The 15,412-nt window shown below is 62.9% G+C and carries 15 protein-coding genes; 8 read left to right on the top strand and 7 right to left on the bottom strand.

What is annotated here, in order from left to right; genetic code table 11:
* Positions 1-3 precede the first annotated feature (3 nt).
* The 6 genes from ICI42_RS12835 (at position 4) to ICI42_RS12810 (ending at position 7,491) form a co-directional block, all read left to right on the top strand.
* Positions 4-1,500, top strand: coding sequence for a tripartite tricarboxylate transporter permease (locus ICI42_RS12835; RefSeq protein ID WP_188164955.1), 1,497 nt, complete (start codon positions 4-6; stop codon positions 1,498-1,500).
* Positions 1,501-1,595: 95 nt separating this feature from the next.
* The gene (locus ICI42_RS12830) at positions 1,596-2,366 is read left to right on the top strand and encodes an enoyl-CoA hydratase/isomerase family protein (protein WP_188164954.1); all 771 of its coding nucleotides are present in this window, start codon (positions 1,596-1,598) and stop codon (positions 2,364-2,366) included.
* 2 nt (positions 2,367-2,368) lie between these two features.
* Positions 2,369-4,492: an acetate--CoA ligase family protein gene (locus ICI42_RS12825; RefSeq protein WP_188164953.1), complete on the top strand. Its 2,124-nt coding sequence runs from the start codon at positions 2,369-2,371 to the stop codon at positions 4,490-4,492.
* On the top strand, positions 4,492-5,706 hold the full coding sequence (locus ICI42_RS12820) for an acyl-CoA dehydrogenase family protein (protein WP_188164952.1): 1,215 nt from the start codon (positions 4,492-4,494) through the stop codon (positions 5,704-5,706). The genes ICI42_RS12825 and ICI42_RS12820 overlap by 1 nt, the downstream gene beginning before the upstream one ends.
* A gap of 1 nt (position 5,707) precedes the next feature.
* Positions 5,708-6,721, top strand: a complete 1,014-nt coding sequence (locus tag ICI42_RS12815) for an acyl-CoA dehydrogenase family protein (protein ID WP_188164951.1) — start codon at positions 5,708-5,710, stop codon at positions 6,719-6,721.
* 11 nt (positions 6,722-6,732) lie between these two features.
* Positions 6,733-7,491: an SDR family NAD(P)-dependent oxidoreductase gene (locus tag ICI42_RS12810; RefSeq protein ID WP_188164950.1), complete on the top strand. Its 759-nt coding sequence runs from the start codon at positions 6,733-6,735 to the stop codon at positions 7,489-7,491.
* A gap of 12 nt (positions 7,492-7,503) precedes the next feature.
* Here the strand turns inward: ICI42_RS12810 and ICI42_RS12805 are convergent, their stop codons facing one another.
* Genes ICI42_RS12805 through ICI42_RS12785 form a run of 5 tightly spaced genes read right to left on the bottom strand, consistent with a single transcriptional unit; the run spans position 7,504 to position 11,471 of the window.
* Positions 7,504-8,271, bottom strand: coding sequence for an ABC transporter permease (locus ICI42_RS12805; RefSeq protein ID WP_188164949.1), 768 nt, complete (start codon positions 8,269-8,271; stop codon positions 7,504-7,506).
* Positions 8,268-9,005, bottom strand: a complete 738-nt coding sequence (locus tag ICI42_RS12800) for an ABC transporter permease (RefSeq protein WP_330999159.1) — start codon at positions 9,003-9,005, stop codon at positions 8,268-8,270. The genes ICI42_RS12805 and ICI42_RS12800 overlap by 4 nt, the downstream gene beginning before the upstream one ends.
* 23 nt (positions 9,006-9,028) lie before the next feature.
* A complete protein-coding gene (locus ICI42_RS12795) occupies positions 9,029-9,820 on the bottom strand; it encodes an ABC transporter ATP-binding protein (protein WP_330999158.1) in 792 nt (263 codons plus the stop codon).
* A complete protein-coding gene (locus ICI42_RS12790) occupies positions 9,817-10,533 on the bottom strand; it encodes a GntR family transcriptional regulator (protein ID WP_188164948.1) in 717 nt (238 codons plus the stop codon). The genes ICI42_RS12795 and ICI42_RS12790 overlap by 4 nt, the downstream gene beginning before the upstream one ends.
* Before the next feature lie 2 nt (positions 10,534-10,535).
* The gene (locus ICI42_RS12785) at positions 10,536-11,471 is read right to left on the bottom strand and encodes an ABC transporter substrate-binding protein (protein WP_188164947.1); all 936 of its coding nucleotides are present in this window, start codon (positions 11,469-11,471) and stop codon (positions 10,536-10,538) included.
* Between the two features lie 93 nt (positions 11,472-11,564).
* On the opposite strand from ICI42_RS12785, the gene ICI42_RS12780 reads away from it, so the two are divergent.
* The gene (locus tag ICI42_RS12780; protein ID WP_188164946.1) at positions 11,565-12,551 is read left to right on the top strand and encodes a fumarylacetoacetate hydrolase family protein; all 987 of its coding nucleotides are present in this window, start codon (positions 11,565-11,567) and stop codon (positions 12,549-12,551) included.
* A 22-nt stretch (positions 12,552-12,573) separates the two neighbouring features.
* Entirely contained in the window at positions 12,574-13,347 is a 774-nt protein-coding gene (locus tag ICI42_RS12775) for a cyclase family protein (RefSeq protein ID WP_188164945.1), read from the top strand.
* A 47-nt stretch (positions 13,348-13,394) separates the two neighbouring features.
* Here the strand turns inward: ICI42_RS12775 and ICI42_RS12770 are convergent, their stop codons facing one another.
* Together ICI42_RS12770 and ICI42_RS12765 are read right to left on the bottom strand one after the other, a co-directional pair.
* On the bottom strand, positions 13,395-14,018 hold the full coding sequence (locus tag ICI42_RS12770; RefSeq protein ID WP_188164944.1) for a TetR/AcrR family transcriptional regulator: 624 nt from the start codon (positions 14,016-14,018) through the stop codon (positions 13,395-13,397).
* A 166-nt stretch (positions 14,019-14,184) separates the two neighbouring features.
* Complete coding sequence (locus ICI42_RS12765; RefSeq protein WP_188164943.1) at positions 14,185-15,384, bottom strand: MFS transporter; 1,200 nt, start codon at positions 15,382-15,384, stop codon at positions 14,185-14,187.
* Positions 15,385-15,412 lie beyond the last annotated feature (28 nt).

The raw sequence follows: 15,412 nt of genomic DNA, 5'->3' as shown, positions 1-15,412 counted from the left end.
GCCTTGGATCTGCTCGCAAATCTCTCGCTCGGCTTTCAGCATGCGCTGACCTTCAACAACATCGCCTATGCCTTTATCGGTTGCCTGTTGGGCACCTTGATCGGCGTTTTGCCGGGGCTGGGGCCGCTGGCCACCATCGCCATGTTGTTGCCGATCACCTATTCGCTGTCGCCCGATGCCGCGCTGATCATGCTGGCGGGCATCTATTACGGCGCGCAATATGGCGGCTCGACGACTGCGATCATCGTCAACCTGCCCGGCGAATCCTCGTCCGTGGTGACGGCTATCGACGGATACCAGATGGCGCGCCAGGGCAGGGCGGGCGTCGCCCTTTCCACTGCCGCGATCGGTTCGTTCTTTGCCGGCTGCACCGCGACGCTTGCCATTGCCGCCTTTGCGCCGATCCTGTCGGAAGCCGCCCTGCAGTTCGGGCCGAAGGAATATTTCGCCCTGATGATCCTGGGCATCCTGCTCGCCACCGTGCTGTCCACCGGACCGGTTCTGGAAAGCCTGGGTATGGTGATCCTGGGCGCGATGATCAGCCTCGTCGGCACAGACGTCAACACCGGAGAGCAGCGCTTCACCTTCGGCCTGACGCAACTTTACGACGGGGTCGACTTCGTGCCGCTGGCTATGGGCATTTTCGGATTTGCCGAGATCGTCCGCAATCTGCGCTCCGAGGAACGCAGCCTGGTTACCCAGAAGATTACCAATCTTTTCCCGACACGTGACGACTGGCGGAAGATGACGGCGCCGATCCTGCGCGGTTCCGCGCTCGGTACGTTTCTCGGCATTCTGCCGGGCGGCGGCGCAGCACTCGCGTCCTTCGCCTCTTACACACTTGAAAAGAAGATTTCCCGCACCCCGGAAGAGTTCGGGCATGGCGCCATTGCCGGCGTTGCGGGACCGGAGTCGGCCAACAATGCCGCCGCCCAGACCTCGTTCATTCCGCTGCTGACGCTTGGCTTGCCGTCGAATGCGGTCATGGCGCTGATCGTCGGCGCGATGATGATCCACAACATCCAGCCTGGCCCGCAGGTGATGACCTCCAATCCGGGCCTGTTCTGGGGCCTTATCGCCTCGATGTGGGTCGGCAACCTGATGCTCGTCATCCTCAATCTGCCGCTGGTCGGGCTGTGGGTGAAACTTCTGACGATCCCCTACCGGTTCCTCTATCCGGCAATCATGATGTTCTGCTGCATCGGCATCTATTCGATCAAGAACGACACGTTCGAGCTCTACCAGGCCGCGCTTGTCTGCGTCGTCGGCTATGGCATCCTGCAACTGAAGCTGCCGCCTGCACCGATGCTGCTCGGACTGGTGCTTGGACCACAGGTGGAAGAGAATTTCCGCCGGGCGATGCTGCTGTCGCGTGGCGACGCGACGGTGTTCTTCACCTCTCCGCTCTCGGGCACGCTGCTGGCCATAGCAGTCGTTGCATTGATTTTCATGATGCTGCCGAGCATCCGGGCACGTCGCGAAAAAGCGCTGCAGGAATAGCTTAGCCGCCGTTTCATCGGGTTGCGACCCGACTGGAAACTTGTTATCGAGATACTGACTGACCGGTCAGTCAGTAATAAAGTGGGAGATGCGTTGTGGCTGAGGATTTGGTTCGCCTCGAAATCGACAACTACATTGCGGTGGTCACATTGGCGCGTCCGCCGGTGAACGCGCTGAACCGCGTCATGCGCGAGCGCATCGTGCGGATATTCGATGAACTGTCGGATCGCGACGATGTGCGGGTGGCGGTGCTGACCGGCGAGGGCAAGGTGTTCTGCGCCGGCGCCGACCTGAAAGATCGGCCGAACGCCGACATCAAGGGCGATTTCCTCGAACACAATCGCATCACCCGGGAAACCGGCAACTCCATTCGCGAATGCTCCAAGCCGGTGATCGCCGCCGTCAACGGTGCGGCGCTCGGCGCCGGCCTCGGCATGATGGCTGCGTGCGACATCTTCTATGCCGCCGATGACGCCGTCTTCGGCATGCCTGAAATCGATGTCGGCCTGGCCGGCGGGGCATCCATGCTCAATACGATTTTCGGACGCTCGACGATGCGGCGGATGTTCTATACGGGCGTTCGCCTGACGGCCGCCGAGCTTCTGGAGCGCAATGTCATCGAGGCGGCCGTGCCACGCGCCGAACTCATGCCGACAACGATGAAGATCGCCGAGCAGATTGCCGCCAAGAGCCCTATCGCCATGATGCATGCCAAGCGGGCGGCGAACATGGTCGAGCTGATGCCGCAGCGCGACGCCTACCGTTTCGAGCAGGACATCACGGTCACCTTGTCCAAGACAGAGGATGCGCAAGAGGCGCGCAGAGCGTTTCTTGAAAAGCGCAAGCCGGTATTCAAGGGACGCTGACCGTGACGCTGGGAAGAGGACTGGAAGCGATATTCTCGCCGCGCTCGATAGCGATTGTCGGGGCCTCGCAGGATGCGAGCAAGATCGGCGGCCGGCCGCTGCAGCTTCTGCAGAAATACGGTTATGCGGGAACGATATTCCCGGTCAACAAAAGCGGCGGCACGGTCCAGTCGCTGCCGGCTTTCCAAAGCATCGAGGCGCTGCCGGAGACGCCGGACCTGGCGGTTATCGCCGTCCCCGCCGAGGTGGCTGTCGATGCGGTTGAGCAATGCGCGGCGCGCGGCGTGCGTGCCGCCGTCATCCTGTCCGCCGGTTTTTCCGAGATGGGCGAAGACGGCGCGCGCCAGCAGGCCCGTCTCACGCAGATCGCTGAAAATTCCGGCATGCGCATATTGGGACCGAATTGCCTCGGCGCGGTGGGCGTGGCGGAAAAAGCCATCGCCACTTTCTCGGTTGTTCTCGAGGAGAGAATGCCGGACGCGGGCAGCGTGGGTATTGTTTCGCAAAGCGGCAATCTCGGCAGCTTCACCATGCGCCAGGCCGGCGAACGCGGCATCGGCATCAGCCGTTTCATGACCACCGGCAACGAATGCGACATCGACATCGCCGATGCCATCGCCTTTCTGGCGCGCGATCCCGGCACCAGCACCATCCTGTGCTGCATGGAGACGTGTCGCGACGGCGCCAAGCTTATCGAGGCGCTCAGCCTCGCCCACGATGCAGGTAAGCCTGTCATCGTGCTCAAGATCGGCACGTCGGATGCAGGCCAGGTGGCGGCTGCGTCGCACACCGGCGCGCTGGCCGGCGCGGACCAGGTGTTCGACGCGGTGTTCCGCTCGACCGGCGCCCTGCGGGTGGCGAGCATCGAAGAACTGCTGGATGTCGGCCATGCCGCCACCATCGTGGGCAGCGGCGAACTGCCGAAAGGCAATGGCGTCGCGCTGCTTGCGGCGTCCGGCGGCTTCGGCGTGATGATGGCGGATGCTGCAAGCGCGGCCGGCCTTGCCATTCCCGAATTGTCCGCTTCGACCCAGCGGCGCATCCGCGCGGCGATCCCTTATGCCGCGCCGCGCAACCCGGTCGATACGACGGCGCAGATTTCGAGCCGGCCGGAAATCCTCACCGAAGTGCTGTCAGCGGTGGTCGACGACCAGGCCTGCGACCTGACCATCCTGTTGCTTTCGAGTTCGCTGTTCCTGCCTCGATTGCGGGAAGTTTATGTCAGGTCGCTGACCGAGGTCCGGCAGCGTTATCCCGACCGGCTGCTTGTGCTGTGCGGAAGCGGACCGAAGGACATCCTTGCCAAGATCAATGCGATGGGCATCCCGACCGTCGAAGGCATCGATGCCGTCTGCAAGGCCGCGGCCGGGCTCCTCCGGTTGCGGGCAGCTTTGTCCAAAACCCATGCAAATGTAGAGGTGGCTCGTGCCGTCCCACTTTCCTCCGAAGCCTTTGCCAATGAGAGCAAGGCGAAGGCGGTACTGGCACAGGCCGGTATTCCGATTCTCGAAGAACGTGTCGCAAGCGACCTGACTTCAGCGCTCACCGCAGCGCGGGAGATCGGCTACCCCGTGGTCCTGAAAATCCTGTCGTCTGATATTGCTCACAAGACCGAAGTTGGCGGCGTCGTCGTCGGATTGGCCACGCCGGAAGCTCTTGCCGAGGCCCATGCCGGGATGACGACGCGGGTGGCGGAAAAAGCGCCGGACGCTCGCATCGATGGGGTTCTGGTCGCCGAAATGGCCTCCGATGGCGTCGAGCTTATCATCGGCACCAAGAAAGACCCGATTTTCGGACCTGTCGTGGTTGCCGGGCTGGGCGGCATCTTTGCCGAACTGATGCAGGACGTGGCGCTGCGCCTGGCACCCGTCGATGAACGCCAGGCGATGGAGATGCTGTCGTCGCTGAAGGCCTTCAAGCTTCTCGACGGCGCACGCGGCCGGCCCAAGGCGGATGTTACAGCTGCGGCGAAGGTCATTTCGTCTCTGTCGAAATTCGCGGTCGCTCATGTCGGCAGTGTGGCCGAGATCGATATCAACCCGCTTCTGGTCAGGCCACAGGGCAAAGGCGCCGTGGCGCTGGATGCGTTGCTGGTGCCTGTTTCGCGCGCAGAAGGAACACGATAATGACGCTTGCAGCACCCTTGAGACAACCGCGCGACACTGCACCTGAAGAGCTTTCCGGGGCTGCGTTGCGCAGCCATGCACGGTCATGGCTCGACAGCAACCTGCCGGCGCATTTTCGGACCGACCGGCTGTCCCCGGAGAAGCCGTCCATCGACGAGACAATCGCCTGGGAAGCGGCGATGCATCGCGCCGGGCTCGTCGGCATCACCTGGCCGAAAGCGTATGGCGGCTTTGGTCGGTCGTTGCGCGAGCATCTCGTCATCAGCCAGGAAATCGGCCGCACGGCCATGCCAGAAAGCCTCAACTCGATCGGCAAGGAACTGGCGGGGCCGATCATCCAGGCGGTGGGCACAGAGGAGCAAAAGCTGACCTATCTGCCCGCGATCCTGGAGATGCGTGAAATCTGGTGCCAGGGGTTCTCCGAGCCGGAAGCCGGTTCCGACCTCGCGGCCCTGCGAACACGCGCCGAGCGGGACGGCAATGTCTGGCGCATCAACGGACAGAAAATCTGGACCAGCGGCGCGCACAATTCCCAGCGCTGCCTGCTTCTGGCACGTACCGGCACCGTCGAGGACCGGCATCGCGGGCTGTGTCTGTTCGCCGTGCCGATGGACCTGCCCGGCATTCGGGTCAACACGATCAGGTCGATCGACGGCAAGGACAGTTTCTGCGAAGTCTTCTTCGACAATGTCGAGGTCGATGAGAAGGATGCGCTCGGCCTGCCCGACGAGGGCTGGAACGCTGCCATCAGGGTTCTCGGCATCGAGCGCGCAACCAACCGCATGCACCGGGCATGGCGCTTCGACAGCGAGATCGCGCATCTGGTCTCCGCATGCAAATCCGACCCGCGCCTGTCGGCGCTGCTCGATGACGGCTACTATCGGCGCCGCATCGGCGCTTCCGTTGGAGACGCGGAAGTGCTGAAGAGCTATGTCGAGACCGTGGTCGAGGCGCTGGTTTCCGGCGAGTCCATTGGGTCGCGCGGCAGCCTTGCCAAGCTGCATTGGAGCGAGGCGCACCAGCGTTTCGCCGCACTGGCGATCGAGTTGCTGTCCAAGGCATCGCTGCCGCATGGCGATGCTGTGAAGGCGGCGATTGCGCGCTTTGAGACCATCTATCTCCATTCGCGGGCCGAGACGATCTTTGCCGGCACCTCCGAAATTCAGCTCGGCATCATCGCCGACCGCATCCTGCAGCTTCCGAAGGGCAAGTAAGATGGCGTTCGATCCAGACACACTATCGCCCAACGATTTTGCCGCGGCCGCGGCCGCGGCCATTGCCGCAAGCGCGCATGGCGACCTGTCGCATGCGGCCCGCCGTCTTGCCGACGATGGATTGCTCGGCATCCTGGCAATTGAGGAGATCGGAGGACTGGGTCTTCCGGAGTCCTTTGCCATGCCGGTGCTGTCGGCGGCGGGTGCCGCGCGGTCCACTTTCCCTTTGCTCGAAACGATCTTCGCCGCCCGTCTGCTGCAGGGCCGTCTGCCTGATGCCGCGACCGCGCTGGTAGCGGGCGAAGCGCTCGTATCGGTGGCCTGGAGCGGCGAAGGTTCCGTCGGGAGCGACGATGATGGTGTGAGGCTTGACGGCGTTGTCGGGCGCGCGAGCCATGCCGACAAGGCGGCGTTTATCCTTCTGGCCACCGACGACGGCGGCGCAGCGGTCGTTTCCACGGGTTCGGCCGGTGTCGACATCAGGCCGGCTAGCGGCATCGACCCGGATCGTCCGGCGTTCGAGCTGCATCTGGCCGATGTTAGGGTTTCGACTGAAAACATCGTTTCGGCTGAGGAGTGGCAGGCCTTTCGGCTCGCCTGCCTGCAGGGCTGGGCAGCGCTCATTCTCGGCGCATCCGAGGCCTGCCTCGCCATGGCCGAGGAGCATGCCAACACGCGTCGCCAGTTCGGCAAAGCGCTGTCGGCCAACCAGGCGCTGCGTCATATTCTGGCACGGCAGAAGCTGGTTCTGGAAAACATGAGGGCCGCGCTGGCGAGTTGCTTCGAAGCGCCATCTTCGTCCCTGCAAATGCGCAGCCGCGCAGCCTTCTTGGCAGCGGTAGAAGGCGGCGTATTTATCATCGAGAAGTCGATCCAGATCCACGGTGGCATGGGCTTCACATGGGATATGCCCCTGCACCGCTATTTGCGCTGGGTGCGCGATATTCAGGCGCAGGCCGACGCGGACCATGTCCTGCTCGACCTCGCCGATGATTTCATCGCTCAAGTGGCGTGAAGGAGAAGACTATGTCGCTTTCACTGCAAGGCCGTGTCGCCTTCATCTCCGGCTCGGGTCACGGCATCGGTCGGGCGACCGCGCGCCGCATGGCGGAATTGGGCGCCATCGTCGGGGTCAATGATCTCAAGCAGGAGTTCGTCGACGAGGCGGTCGCCGAGATCGAGGCCGCGGGTGGCAGGGCCATCGGCATCACCTGCAATGTCGCCTCTCGCGACGGTGTCCGCAGCGCGCTTGCCGAACTGGTCGAACGCACCGGCCGGCTCGATATCCTGGTCAACAACGCCGCCTGGGTCCGCTATCAGGCGGTTCCCGACATCGCGTCTGATACCATGGACCGCATGCTCGATATCGGCTTCAAATCCGTCGTATGGGGCATCCAGGCCGCCACGGAACTGATGGATGAGGAAAGAGGGGGCGTGATCGTCAACGTCGCCTCGACGGCGGGCTATCGCTCCGCTGCCAACAGCATCGTCTACAGCGGCATCAAGGCCGGCGTCATGGGCATTACGCGGGCCGCGGCGGCCGAACTCGGCGCGCGCAATATCCGTGTGAACGCGGTTGCTCCGTCGGCAATTCCCACCGAAGGCACGCAGAAGCACCGCTCCGCCGAACGCGATGCGAAGCGCGTGGCGACGACACCCTTGGGTCGGCTCGGCACGGTTGAAGACATCGCCAACGCCATCTGCTTCCTGGCGAGCGACGCGGCGAACTTCATCACGTCCGAGACGCTTTTGGTGGATGGCGGTATCACCTGGACGAATCTTTGACGAACCGCTTCGCTATCGAGCGCGGTTTCGCCAGACAAGAAGCCGCGCTTCCAGCACAGCCAGCGCTACTGCGGTGATATAGCCGAGCATGCCGAGCAGGATGACGCCTGCATAGAGGTCCGGGGCGCGGAAGGATCGAGCCGCCAGCAGGATCCAGTTGCCGAGCCCGTCGCGGCCGGCGATCATTTCGCAAACCACAGACAGGATCAACGCGACGGTCAGGCCAAGCCGCATACCGGCGAGGATGTCGGGGCTGGCAGAAGGCAGGGCGATCTTCCAGATCACCGAGGCACGCGACAGACCGAGCGCACGGCCGACTTCGTACAGGCGCGGTTCGACGGCGGAAAATCCGTGGATGGTGGCGAGCAGCACCGGCCACAGCGCGCCGAAGGCGATGACGGCCAGCACCATGCCGTTGGAAAGTCCGAGAACCGCAATGGCGACGGGGATCATAGCCGAGGCCGGCAGCGGGCGCAGGAACTCCAGCATCGGCGCCAGATAGGCGCGCAGGCGCGGCGAGGTGCCGATGGCCGCCCCCAGCGCGATGCCGATCAGCGAGGCGATGAGCCAGCCCCAGAACATGCGCTCGACCGTGGCGAGCAGCTTGACGCCGAGGTCGCCTGTGCTGAAGCCCTTCACCAGTGCGCCCCAGGCGCGGTCAGGCCCGGGAAGGAAAACCGGACTAACCAGCTTGTAGTCCGCGATGAGCTGCCAGCCCCACACCAAGAGAGCGGCGACGGCGAAGCTGGCGAGCAGCCGTCCAAGACGCGACAGCCTCATGACGCCGCCTCGACCCGTCCGGCCCTGCCGAACAGCCTTTGCTGCATCAGGGACAGGCCCGCGTTGAGCAGGTAGCCGACCATGCCGATCCAGACCAGATAGGCGAGCATGACAGCGGGTTGCAGCGCTTGCTGAGCCACCAGAATGCCGTAGCCGAGGCCGAGCGGATTGGCGGCGATTTCCACCGTCACCGCCACAACCAACGCAATCGACGCTGCAAGACGAAACGCCACCATGATGCGCGGCAGCGCAGCCGGCAGGACGATCTTGCGCACGCGGTCCCATGTCGATAGCCGCAGCGCGCGGGAAACTTCAAGCAGGCGTGGCTCGATGCCGGCCATGGCCGAACGGGTCATGATCATCACCGGCCACAGGCAGGAGAAGGCGACGATGGCAATTTCCATGCGATAGCCGAAGCCGAACACCAGCATGGCGATGGGCAGGATGGCGACCGACGGGATCGGGCGTATCGCCTCGATGGTAACCTCCATCAGCCTGTCGAGCGGTTTGACGAGCCCAAACAAGATGCCCAGAGCCAAGCCGATGAAGCCGCCTGCCGCAAATCCGGTGCCCGCCGAAACCAGTGTGTCGCGGGTGGCAAGCAGCAAGGAGCCGTCGAACATGATGGCAAAAAACGCCGCGACGATATCGCTGGGTGCGGCAAGCGACATCGATGTCGAGCCGTAGATGCGCATGGCAAGCTCAGCCAGCACGATGAGTGCCGCGGGAACCACCAGCCCTTTCCACCATGCGCGTTTCAATGTTCGGCCTTTTCGATGAAATCGAACAAGGTCCGGCGCAAGCGCAGGAATTCCGGCGTCTCGCGGGTTTCGAGCTGGTTGCGGGGACGGGGCAGATCGATCCGCTGGTCAATGCCGATCCGGCCGGGATGGGGCAAAAGCCCGATCACCCGGTCGCCGAGATAGACGGCTTCTTCAAGGTCGTGGGTGACAAAGAACACGGTCGCACCGGTTTCGGCGACGATTGCCAGCATCTCGTCCTGCAGGCCCTGGCGGGTCATGGCATCCAGTGCGCCGAAGGGCTCGTCCATCAAAAGCACCGCCGGGTCCTGCGCCAGGCAGCGCGCGATCTGAATGCGCTGCTGCATGCCGCCCGACATTTCCGTGGGATATTTGTCCTCGTGGCCGGCAAGGCCGACTTTGGCGAGCAGGTCGCGGATGCGGTCGCCGCGCTCTGACTGCGCAACGCCCGCGGCTTCCAGCGCCAGCGAAATGTTTCCGGCCGCCGTGCGCCAGGGCAGCAGTGCCTTGGCGTAATCCTGGAAGACGATGGCGACATCGCGCCGTGGCCCTGCCATCGGTTCGCCAAGCAGCCTGACAGTGCCCTTGGTGGGGGGAATCAAGCCTCCCGCCACGCGGAGTGCGGTGGTCTTGCCGCAGCCCGACGGGCCGATGACGCAGACGATCTCGCCACGGCCGATTTCGAGGCTGAGGTCCGAGATGATTGTCTTTGCGCCGAAGGCGAGCGTGATCTTGTCGAAGGCGATGACCGGCGCGGTAGCCTTGACGGTTGTGTCCGGTGCTCTCACGTCAATGCTCCGGGCTCTTCGCCGCCATAAACGATTTGCAGGGTCTGGGCCAAATGCCGCTCAAGGAAGGCTTCCGCCGCGTTCGCATTGCGGCTCAAAACAGTTTCCGCCAGCGAGCGGTGCTCGGCGATGAATAACTGGTGATCGGCAAAGCGGCGCATCATGGCGCGACGGTAGCGGTAGGCTTGGTAATAAAGATCGTCATGCATGCGCAGCAACCTTTCGGAGCCGCAGGCCTCGAGCAAGGCGCGGTGAAACGCCTTGTGAAGACGGTCGAATTCCGGTGCCCCTTCGCGCATTGTCTCCGGGTCTCGTTCCACCGACCGGACAAGGCGATGCAACGACGCCATGATGCCTGCTTCCCACTCGTCTCCGCCGTCCCGGATCGAGCGCTTGAGCGCTTCCAGCTCGATCATGGTGCGCACCAGCGTGATGTCGACCAGATCCCCCTTCGAGATGCTGGCAACGCGAAAACCCTTCTGGCCGACCGCGGAGATCAACCCCCGCGAGACAAGACGGGACAGCCCCTCGCGCAGTGGCGTCGCGCCGATGCCGTAGCGGCTGGAAAGCGCCTGCACGCCCAGCCGCTCGCCAGGCTGCCAAACCCCACCCAGCACATCGTGTTCGATAAGAGCCGCTGCTCGCTCGCTCAACGTCTCCGACGTTGCGTGATGCGCAGCCTCCCCGAACAGGGTGGGTGGGGTCTGGGTCATTGTCATTTCTGGATCAGCGTTGAAGTGTCCGGCTTGGCCTGCAGCATGTTTTGCTCGTCCATGGTGGCGACCCACCAGTCGAGCTGTTCTGTTTCGAGCTTTGGATCGGCCACCGAAAGCTTCATGTTGGACAGCACATCCATCGGAATTTTCGTAAAGTTCGAAATCGCGGTGCGCCCCTTTTCAGGGTTTTCGTTGACGATCTTGGCGGCTTCGTCGATCGAGCTGCGGAAGGCTTTCAGCGCTTCCGCATTGGCATCTGCCCACTCGCGGGTCGAGGCGTAGACGATCTGGGGGCGACGTTCGGGCAAGGTCTCGAGGAAATAGCCCGCCGGCGCGCCGGTCTTGCTGGCGATGATGCGTGACATCATCGGTTCGGCCGTCACCACCGCATCGACCGCGCCCGATTTGAGCGTATCGTTCATGGTCGGGAACGTAACCTCGACGAAATTCACGCCTTTCGGGTCGACACCGTTATCGATCAGCCATTTGGAAAACAGCACCTGCAAAAATGCGCCGATACCCGGTGCGCCGACCTTCTTGCCGACGAAATCCTTGGGCTCCTTGATGCCGCTGGCCTCTGTCGCCACCACGCCGGCGGTGTCGAACGTCGCCTTGGAGGTGGAGCTTGCACCCGCAACGGCGACCAGGTCCAGCCCGCCATCCACGGCCTGCAGGAAGACCGACGGCGTCGGGCCGCCGATCTGGATCGAGTTGGACAAGAGAGCCGCGGGGATGTTCGAGTTGATGCCGATGAGCGTCATCGTCACGTCAAGCCCGTTCTTCTTGAAGATGCCTTCTTCAAGCGCGACCGCGGCCGATGCGCAGTCGGTTGTAGCTGTGCAGCCGATGTTAAGCGCGGTCTGAGCGGTCGCCGTGCCATTCCAGGCAAACAGCATGAATACGCCGCCCAAGGCGGCCTTCGAAAACAAAGTCATAAAACTCCTCCCAAGATTCCGGCTTCCCAAATCAGCCGGTTTCGAATATCGATAAAAACATGAATTCTATATAATCGCAAGCGGGAGGACGAGATGAAGCTGGCGACATATCAAACCAAAGGCGGCGCGCGGCGGATCGGCCTCGTGCACGACAATGAGCAACGCCTCTTCGACCTTGCCGCTGCGGCGCGTCATGCCGGACGCGAGGTGCCGGCATTCGCCTCCATGCTTGAGCTGATCGATGGGGGTGCTGCCGCGCTGGAGCAGGCATCAGAGCTGTTCGAAACCCACAAGCACGTTGCCGAGCTCTCGGACGCCATCGCCGATATCACACTGCTTTCACCGCTTCCCGAGCCGCGTCAGATGCGCGACGGGATGAGCTACGAGACGCATATCCGCCAATCCGGACGTGGCATGCGGCGGCTGGTGGCGGCTGGAGATGCCAAGGCGCTTGCCGCACTCGATGCCGAGCCCTTGCCGCCGCTCGCAGACATCTATCGGAGGATTCCGATCTACTACATCACCAACCGCATGATCGTTCAGGGGCATGACGCCACCGTCAAATGGCCGCGCTACTCCAAGGTGATGGACTACGAGCTCGAATATGGCATCGTGGTCGGCAAGACCGGCAGCAACATTCAGGAAGCCGAGGCGCGCGACCACATTTTCGGTTACACGATCTTCAACGATTTCTCCGCGCGCGACCAGCAGAGCATGGAAATGCCGGGCTGGCTCGGGCCGGCAAAGGGCAAGAGCTTCGACGGCGCCAATGTGCTCGGGCCATGGATCGTGACGAAGGACGAGCTTCCCGATCCTTACCGGTTGAAGGCGAGCGTCCGTGTGAACGGCGAGACGCGCTGCAAGAGCACCACGGCCGGCATGCTGTTCAGTTTCGAGAAGATACTAGCTCACATGTCGCAGGACGAGACGGTGCACGCCGGCGAGTTCATCGGCTCCGGCACAATCGGTAATGGCTGCGGGCTGGAAACGGGTCTCTTCCTGGAGGATGGAGATGTCGTCGAGCTCGAAATCGAAGGCATCGGCATCTTGCGAAACACGGTCGTTCGCCAGCAGGCCTGACACTTAGAATAGGGAGGAAACCATGAGCCGTCGCATTATCGATCTGTCGGTCCCGATCGCCAACGACATTCCGGCCGACCCGCCGATCCAGATCCCGTCGGTCACCTATATCGACCATACCCAGAGCTTGGAGCAGTTGCTGCAGTTCTTTCCCGGGCTGAAGGCGGAGGATCTCCCCGATCACGCCGGCTGGGCGGTCGAGAAGGTTACGCTGTCAACGCATAACGGCACGCATCTCGATGCGCCGTGGCACTATCATCCGACGATGAACCATGGCGAGCCTTCCTGGCGGATCGACGATATTCCGTTGGAATGGTGCTACCAGCCTGGCGTCAAGCTCGACTTCCGGCATTTCCCTGATGGCTATGTGGCGACTGCCGCAGATGTGGAAGCGGAGCTGAAGCGAATCGGCCACGAGCTCAAGCCTCTCGAAATCGTCGTGGTCAACACGTCGGCGGGTGCGAAATTTGGCCAGCCCGATTATGTCGCGAGCGGCTGCGGCATGGGCTATGAGGCGACGATGTACCTGCTCGACAAGGGCATCCGGGTCACCGGGATCGACGGCTGGAGCTGGGACGCGCCTTTCGTGCATACGGCGAAGAAATATGCCGAGACGGGCGACGCGTCACTGATCTGGGAGGGCCACAAGGCGGGGCGCCACACCGGTTACTGCCACATCGAGAAGCTGCATCAGCTAGAGCAATTGCCCTCGACTGGTTTTACGATCAGCTGCTTCCCGGTGAAGATCGAAAAAGCTTCCGCCGGCTGGACGCGGGCTGTGGCGATCATTGAATAGCCCGGCGTTTCGGCAACGTTCGACCGTCGCGCCGGTCGGGCGCGCGGTCAGTCGCGCAAACGCAAGCCTTCGAAGATCATCTCGAAATAGGCCTCGGCGATCTCGCCGGCCTTCATCTGCTTTTCCGGCTTGTACCAACGATACATCCAGTTGATGGATGAGAGGACAAGCCGCCCGGCCATGGCAACGTCGACCTCCGGGCGTATCTCGCCCTTGTCGACCGCTTCCTGCAGGATGTCCCGCAACTGGTGTTCATAACGGTCGCGTCGGGCGATGCGTTCGTCGCGTGTCTCACTGTCCGTTTCGTTCCAGAACGCCGACGCGGCCGCTATCCATCCCCATCGGTTCTCCTCGAAGTAGTTTGCCGATGAGACCATGAAGGCGCGCAGCTTTTCGGTCGGGCTGGTTTGGGCTGCGACCTGAGCGTCGACATAATCGTAGAGTCGCTTGCCGGAATCCACGACCACGCGCGAGTAAATCTCTTCCTTGCTTTTGAAGTGATGGTAAAGCAGCGCCTTGGAGATGTCGCAGGCCTCGGCGATTTCGCGCATTGAGGTCCCGTCATACCCCTTCTTGGCAAAAATCTGGCCGGCAACGCTCATGATCTGTTGGATGCGAGAAGAGGCCGGTTCGGCTCCCGCACCGACCAGGCTGGCATTCGACGAATCCACGCGCTTCTCCAACAGCAGACAACTTCACCCGCGGTAGTATCACGAAGTCGTTTGCCCACAAACGTTGCGGAGCGTCCGGCGATTGTATTTCAGCGTTGTGCAAATACTCTCTTTCGAGGCCGGCACCGCCAGTGACGGTGCCGGGTTCGTTCGATGAAGCCTCGAGTCAGGCGGGTGCCATAACCCGGCTCGGCCTGATGCGGGTGACGATCACCAAGGCGGCGAGCAGCAGGACCGCGGCGCTTGCCGTGAACACGCCGGTTGCACCGTTGAGGTCGAAGATCGCTCCGCCAGCGGCCGCACCCAAGGCTATCGCGAACTGGATGGCTGCGACCAGCAGTCCGCCTGCGGTCTCCGCCTGGTCGGGCGCTGTCCGTGTGAGCCACGTCGTCCATGCTACAGGCACCGTTCCGAATGCGAGGCCCCAAAGCGCGACCATGACGGCGGCGCCTGCGGGTACACCCCCGAAAGCCACGAGGCCCATACCCAGCACGGCCATGAACAGCGGCGTCAACACCAAAGTGAGACGGAGGCTGCGTTCGATCAGCGCGCCGGCAAGCAGCGTACCCAGAAAATTCGCCACGCCGAAGCCGAGCAGGATCGCCGAAACCGCGCTGATGCCGACGCCCGTGACCGTCTCCAGGAACGGACGGATATAGGTGAAAAAGGCGAAGTGTCCGGTGAAGACGAGCATGGCGGACAGCATGCCGAGGCCGAGGCCAGGCCGCAGCAGCACGTCGACCATTGTGCGCAACTTGATCACTGACGCGCTCGGAGCCATCTTCGGCAAAGTCCCGATCTGCGCCAAAAGCGTGACCAATCCGAGCCCGGCGGCCATCAGGAAGACGCTGCGCCAGCCGGCGATGTCGCCGACATAGCTGCCGATCGGTGCTGCTGCGATGGTGGCGGCCGCAACGCCGCTGAACACGATCGACAGCGCGCGTGGTACGGATTCGTCCGGTACCAGCCGCATAACGACCGCCGTCGACATGGTCCAGAAGCCGCCGAGCGCGACGCCGAGCATGACACGGCCCAGAAGCAGCAATGGCAGATTTGGTGCGAGGGCCACCAGAAGGTTCGACGCCACCAAAAGCAACGAAAAGCCGATCAGCAGATGCCGCCGGTCGATGCTGCGGGTGGCGGTGGCGGTGACAAGGCTGGTGAGGAGAGCGATCACGGCCGTTGCGGTTACCGCCTGGCCCGCCACGCCCTCTGAAATACCGAGGTCCGCGGCCATCGGCGTCAGGAGGCTCGCCGGCAGGAACTCGGCCGTGACGAGGCCGAAGACGCCAAGTGCGACGGAAACGACCGCCGCCCATGCTGGAACATCGGGCCGCACAGCCGTTGAAGTTGGAGAAGGGCTCATGGCCGATCCTTTCGATAACGTATTGCAG

The organism is Oryzicola mucosus, from assembly GCF_014534685.1.
In the GTDB taxonomy this organism is placed as follows: Bacteria; Pseudomonadota; Alphaproteobacteria; order Rhizobiales; family Rhizobiaceae; genus Oryzicola; species Oryzicola mucosus.
Note: the sequence above shows the minus strand (reverse complement) of the source record. Positions and strands in the feature narration are given on the sequence as shown.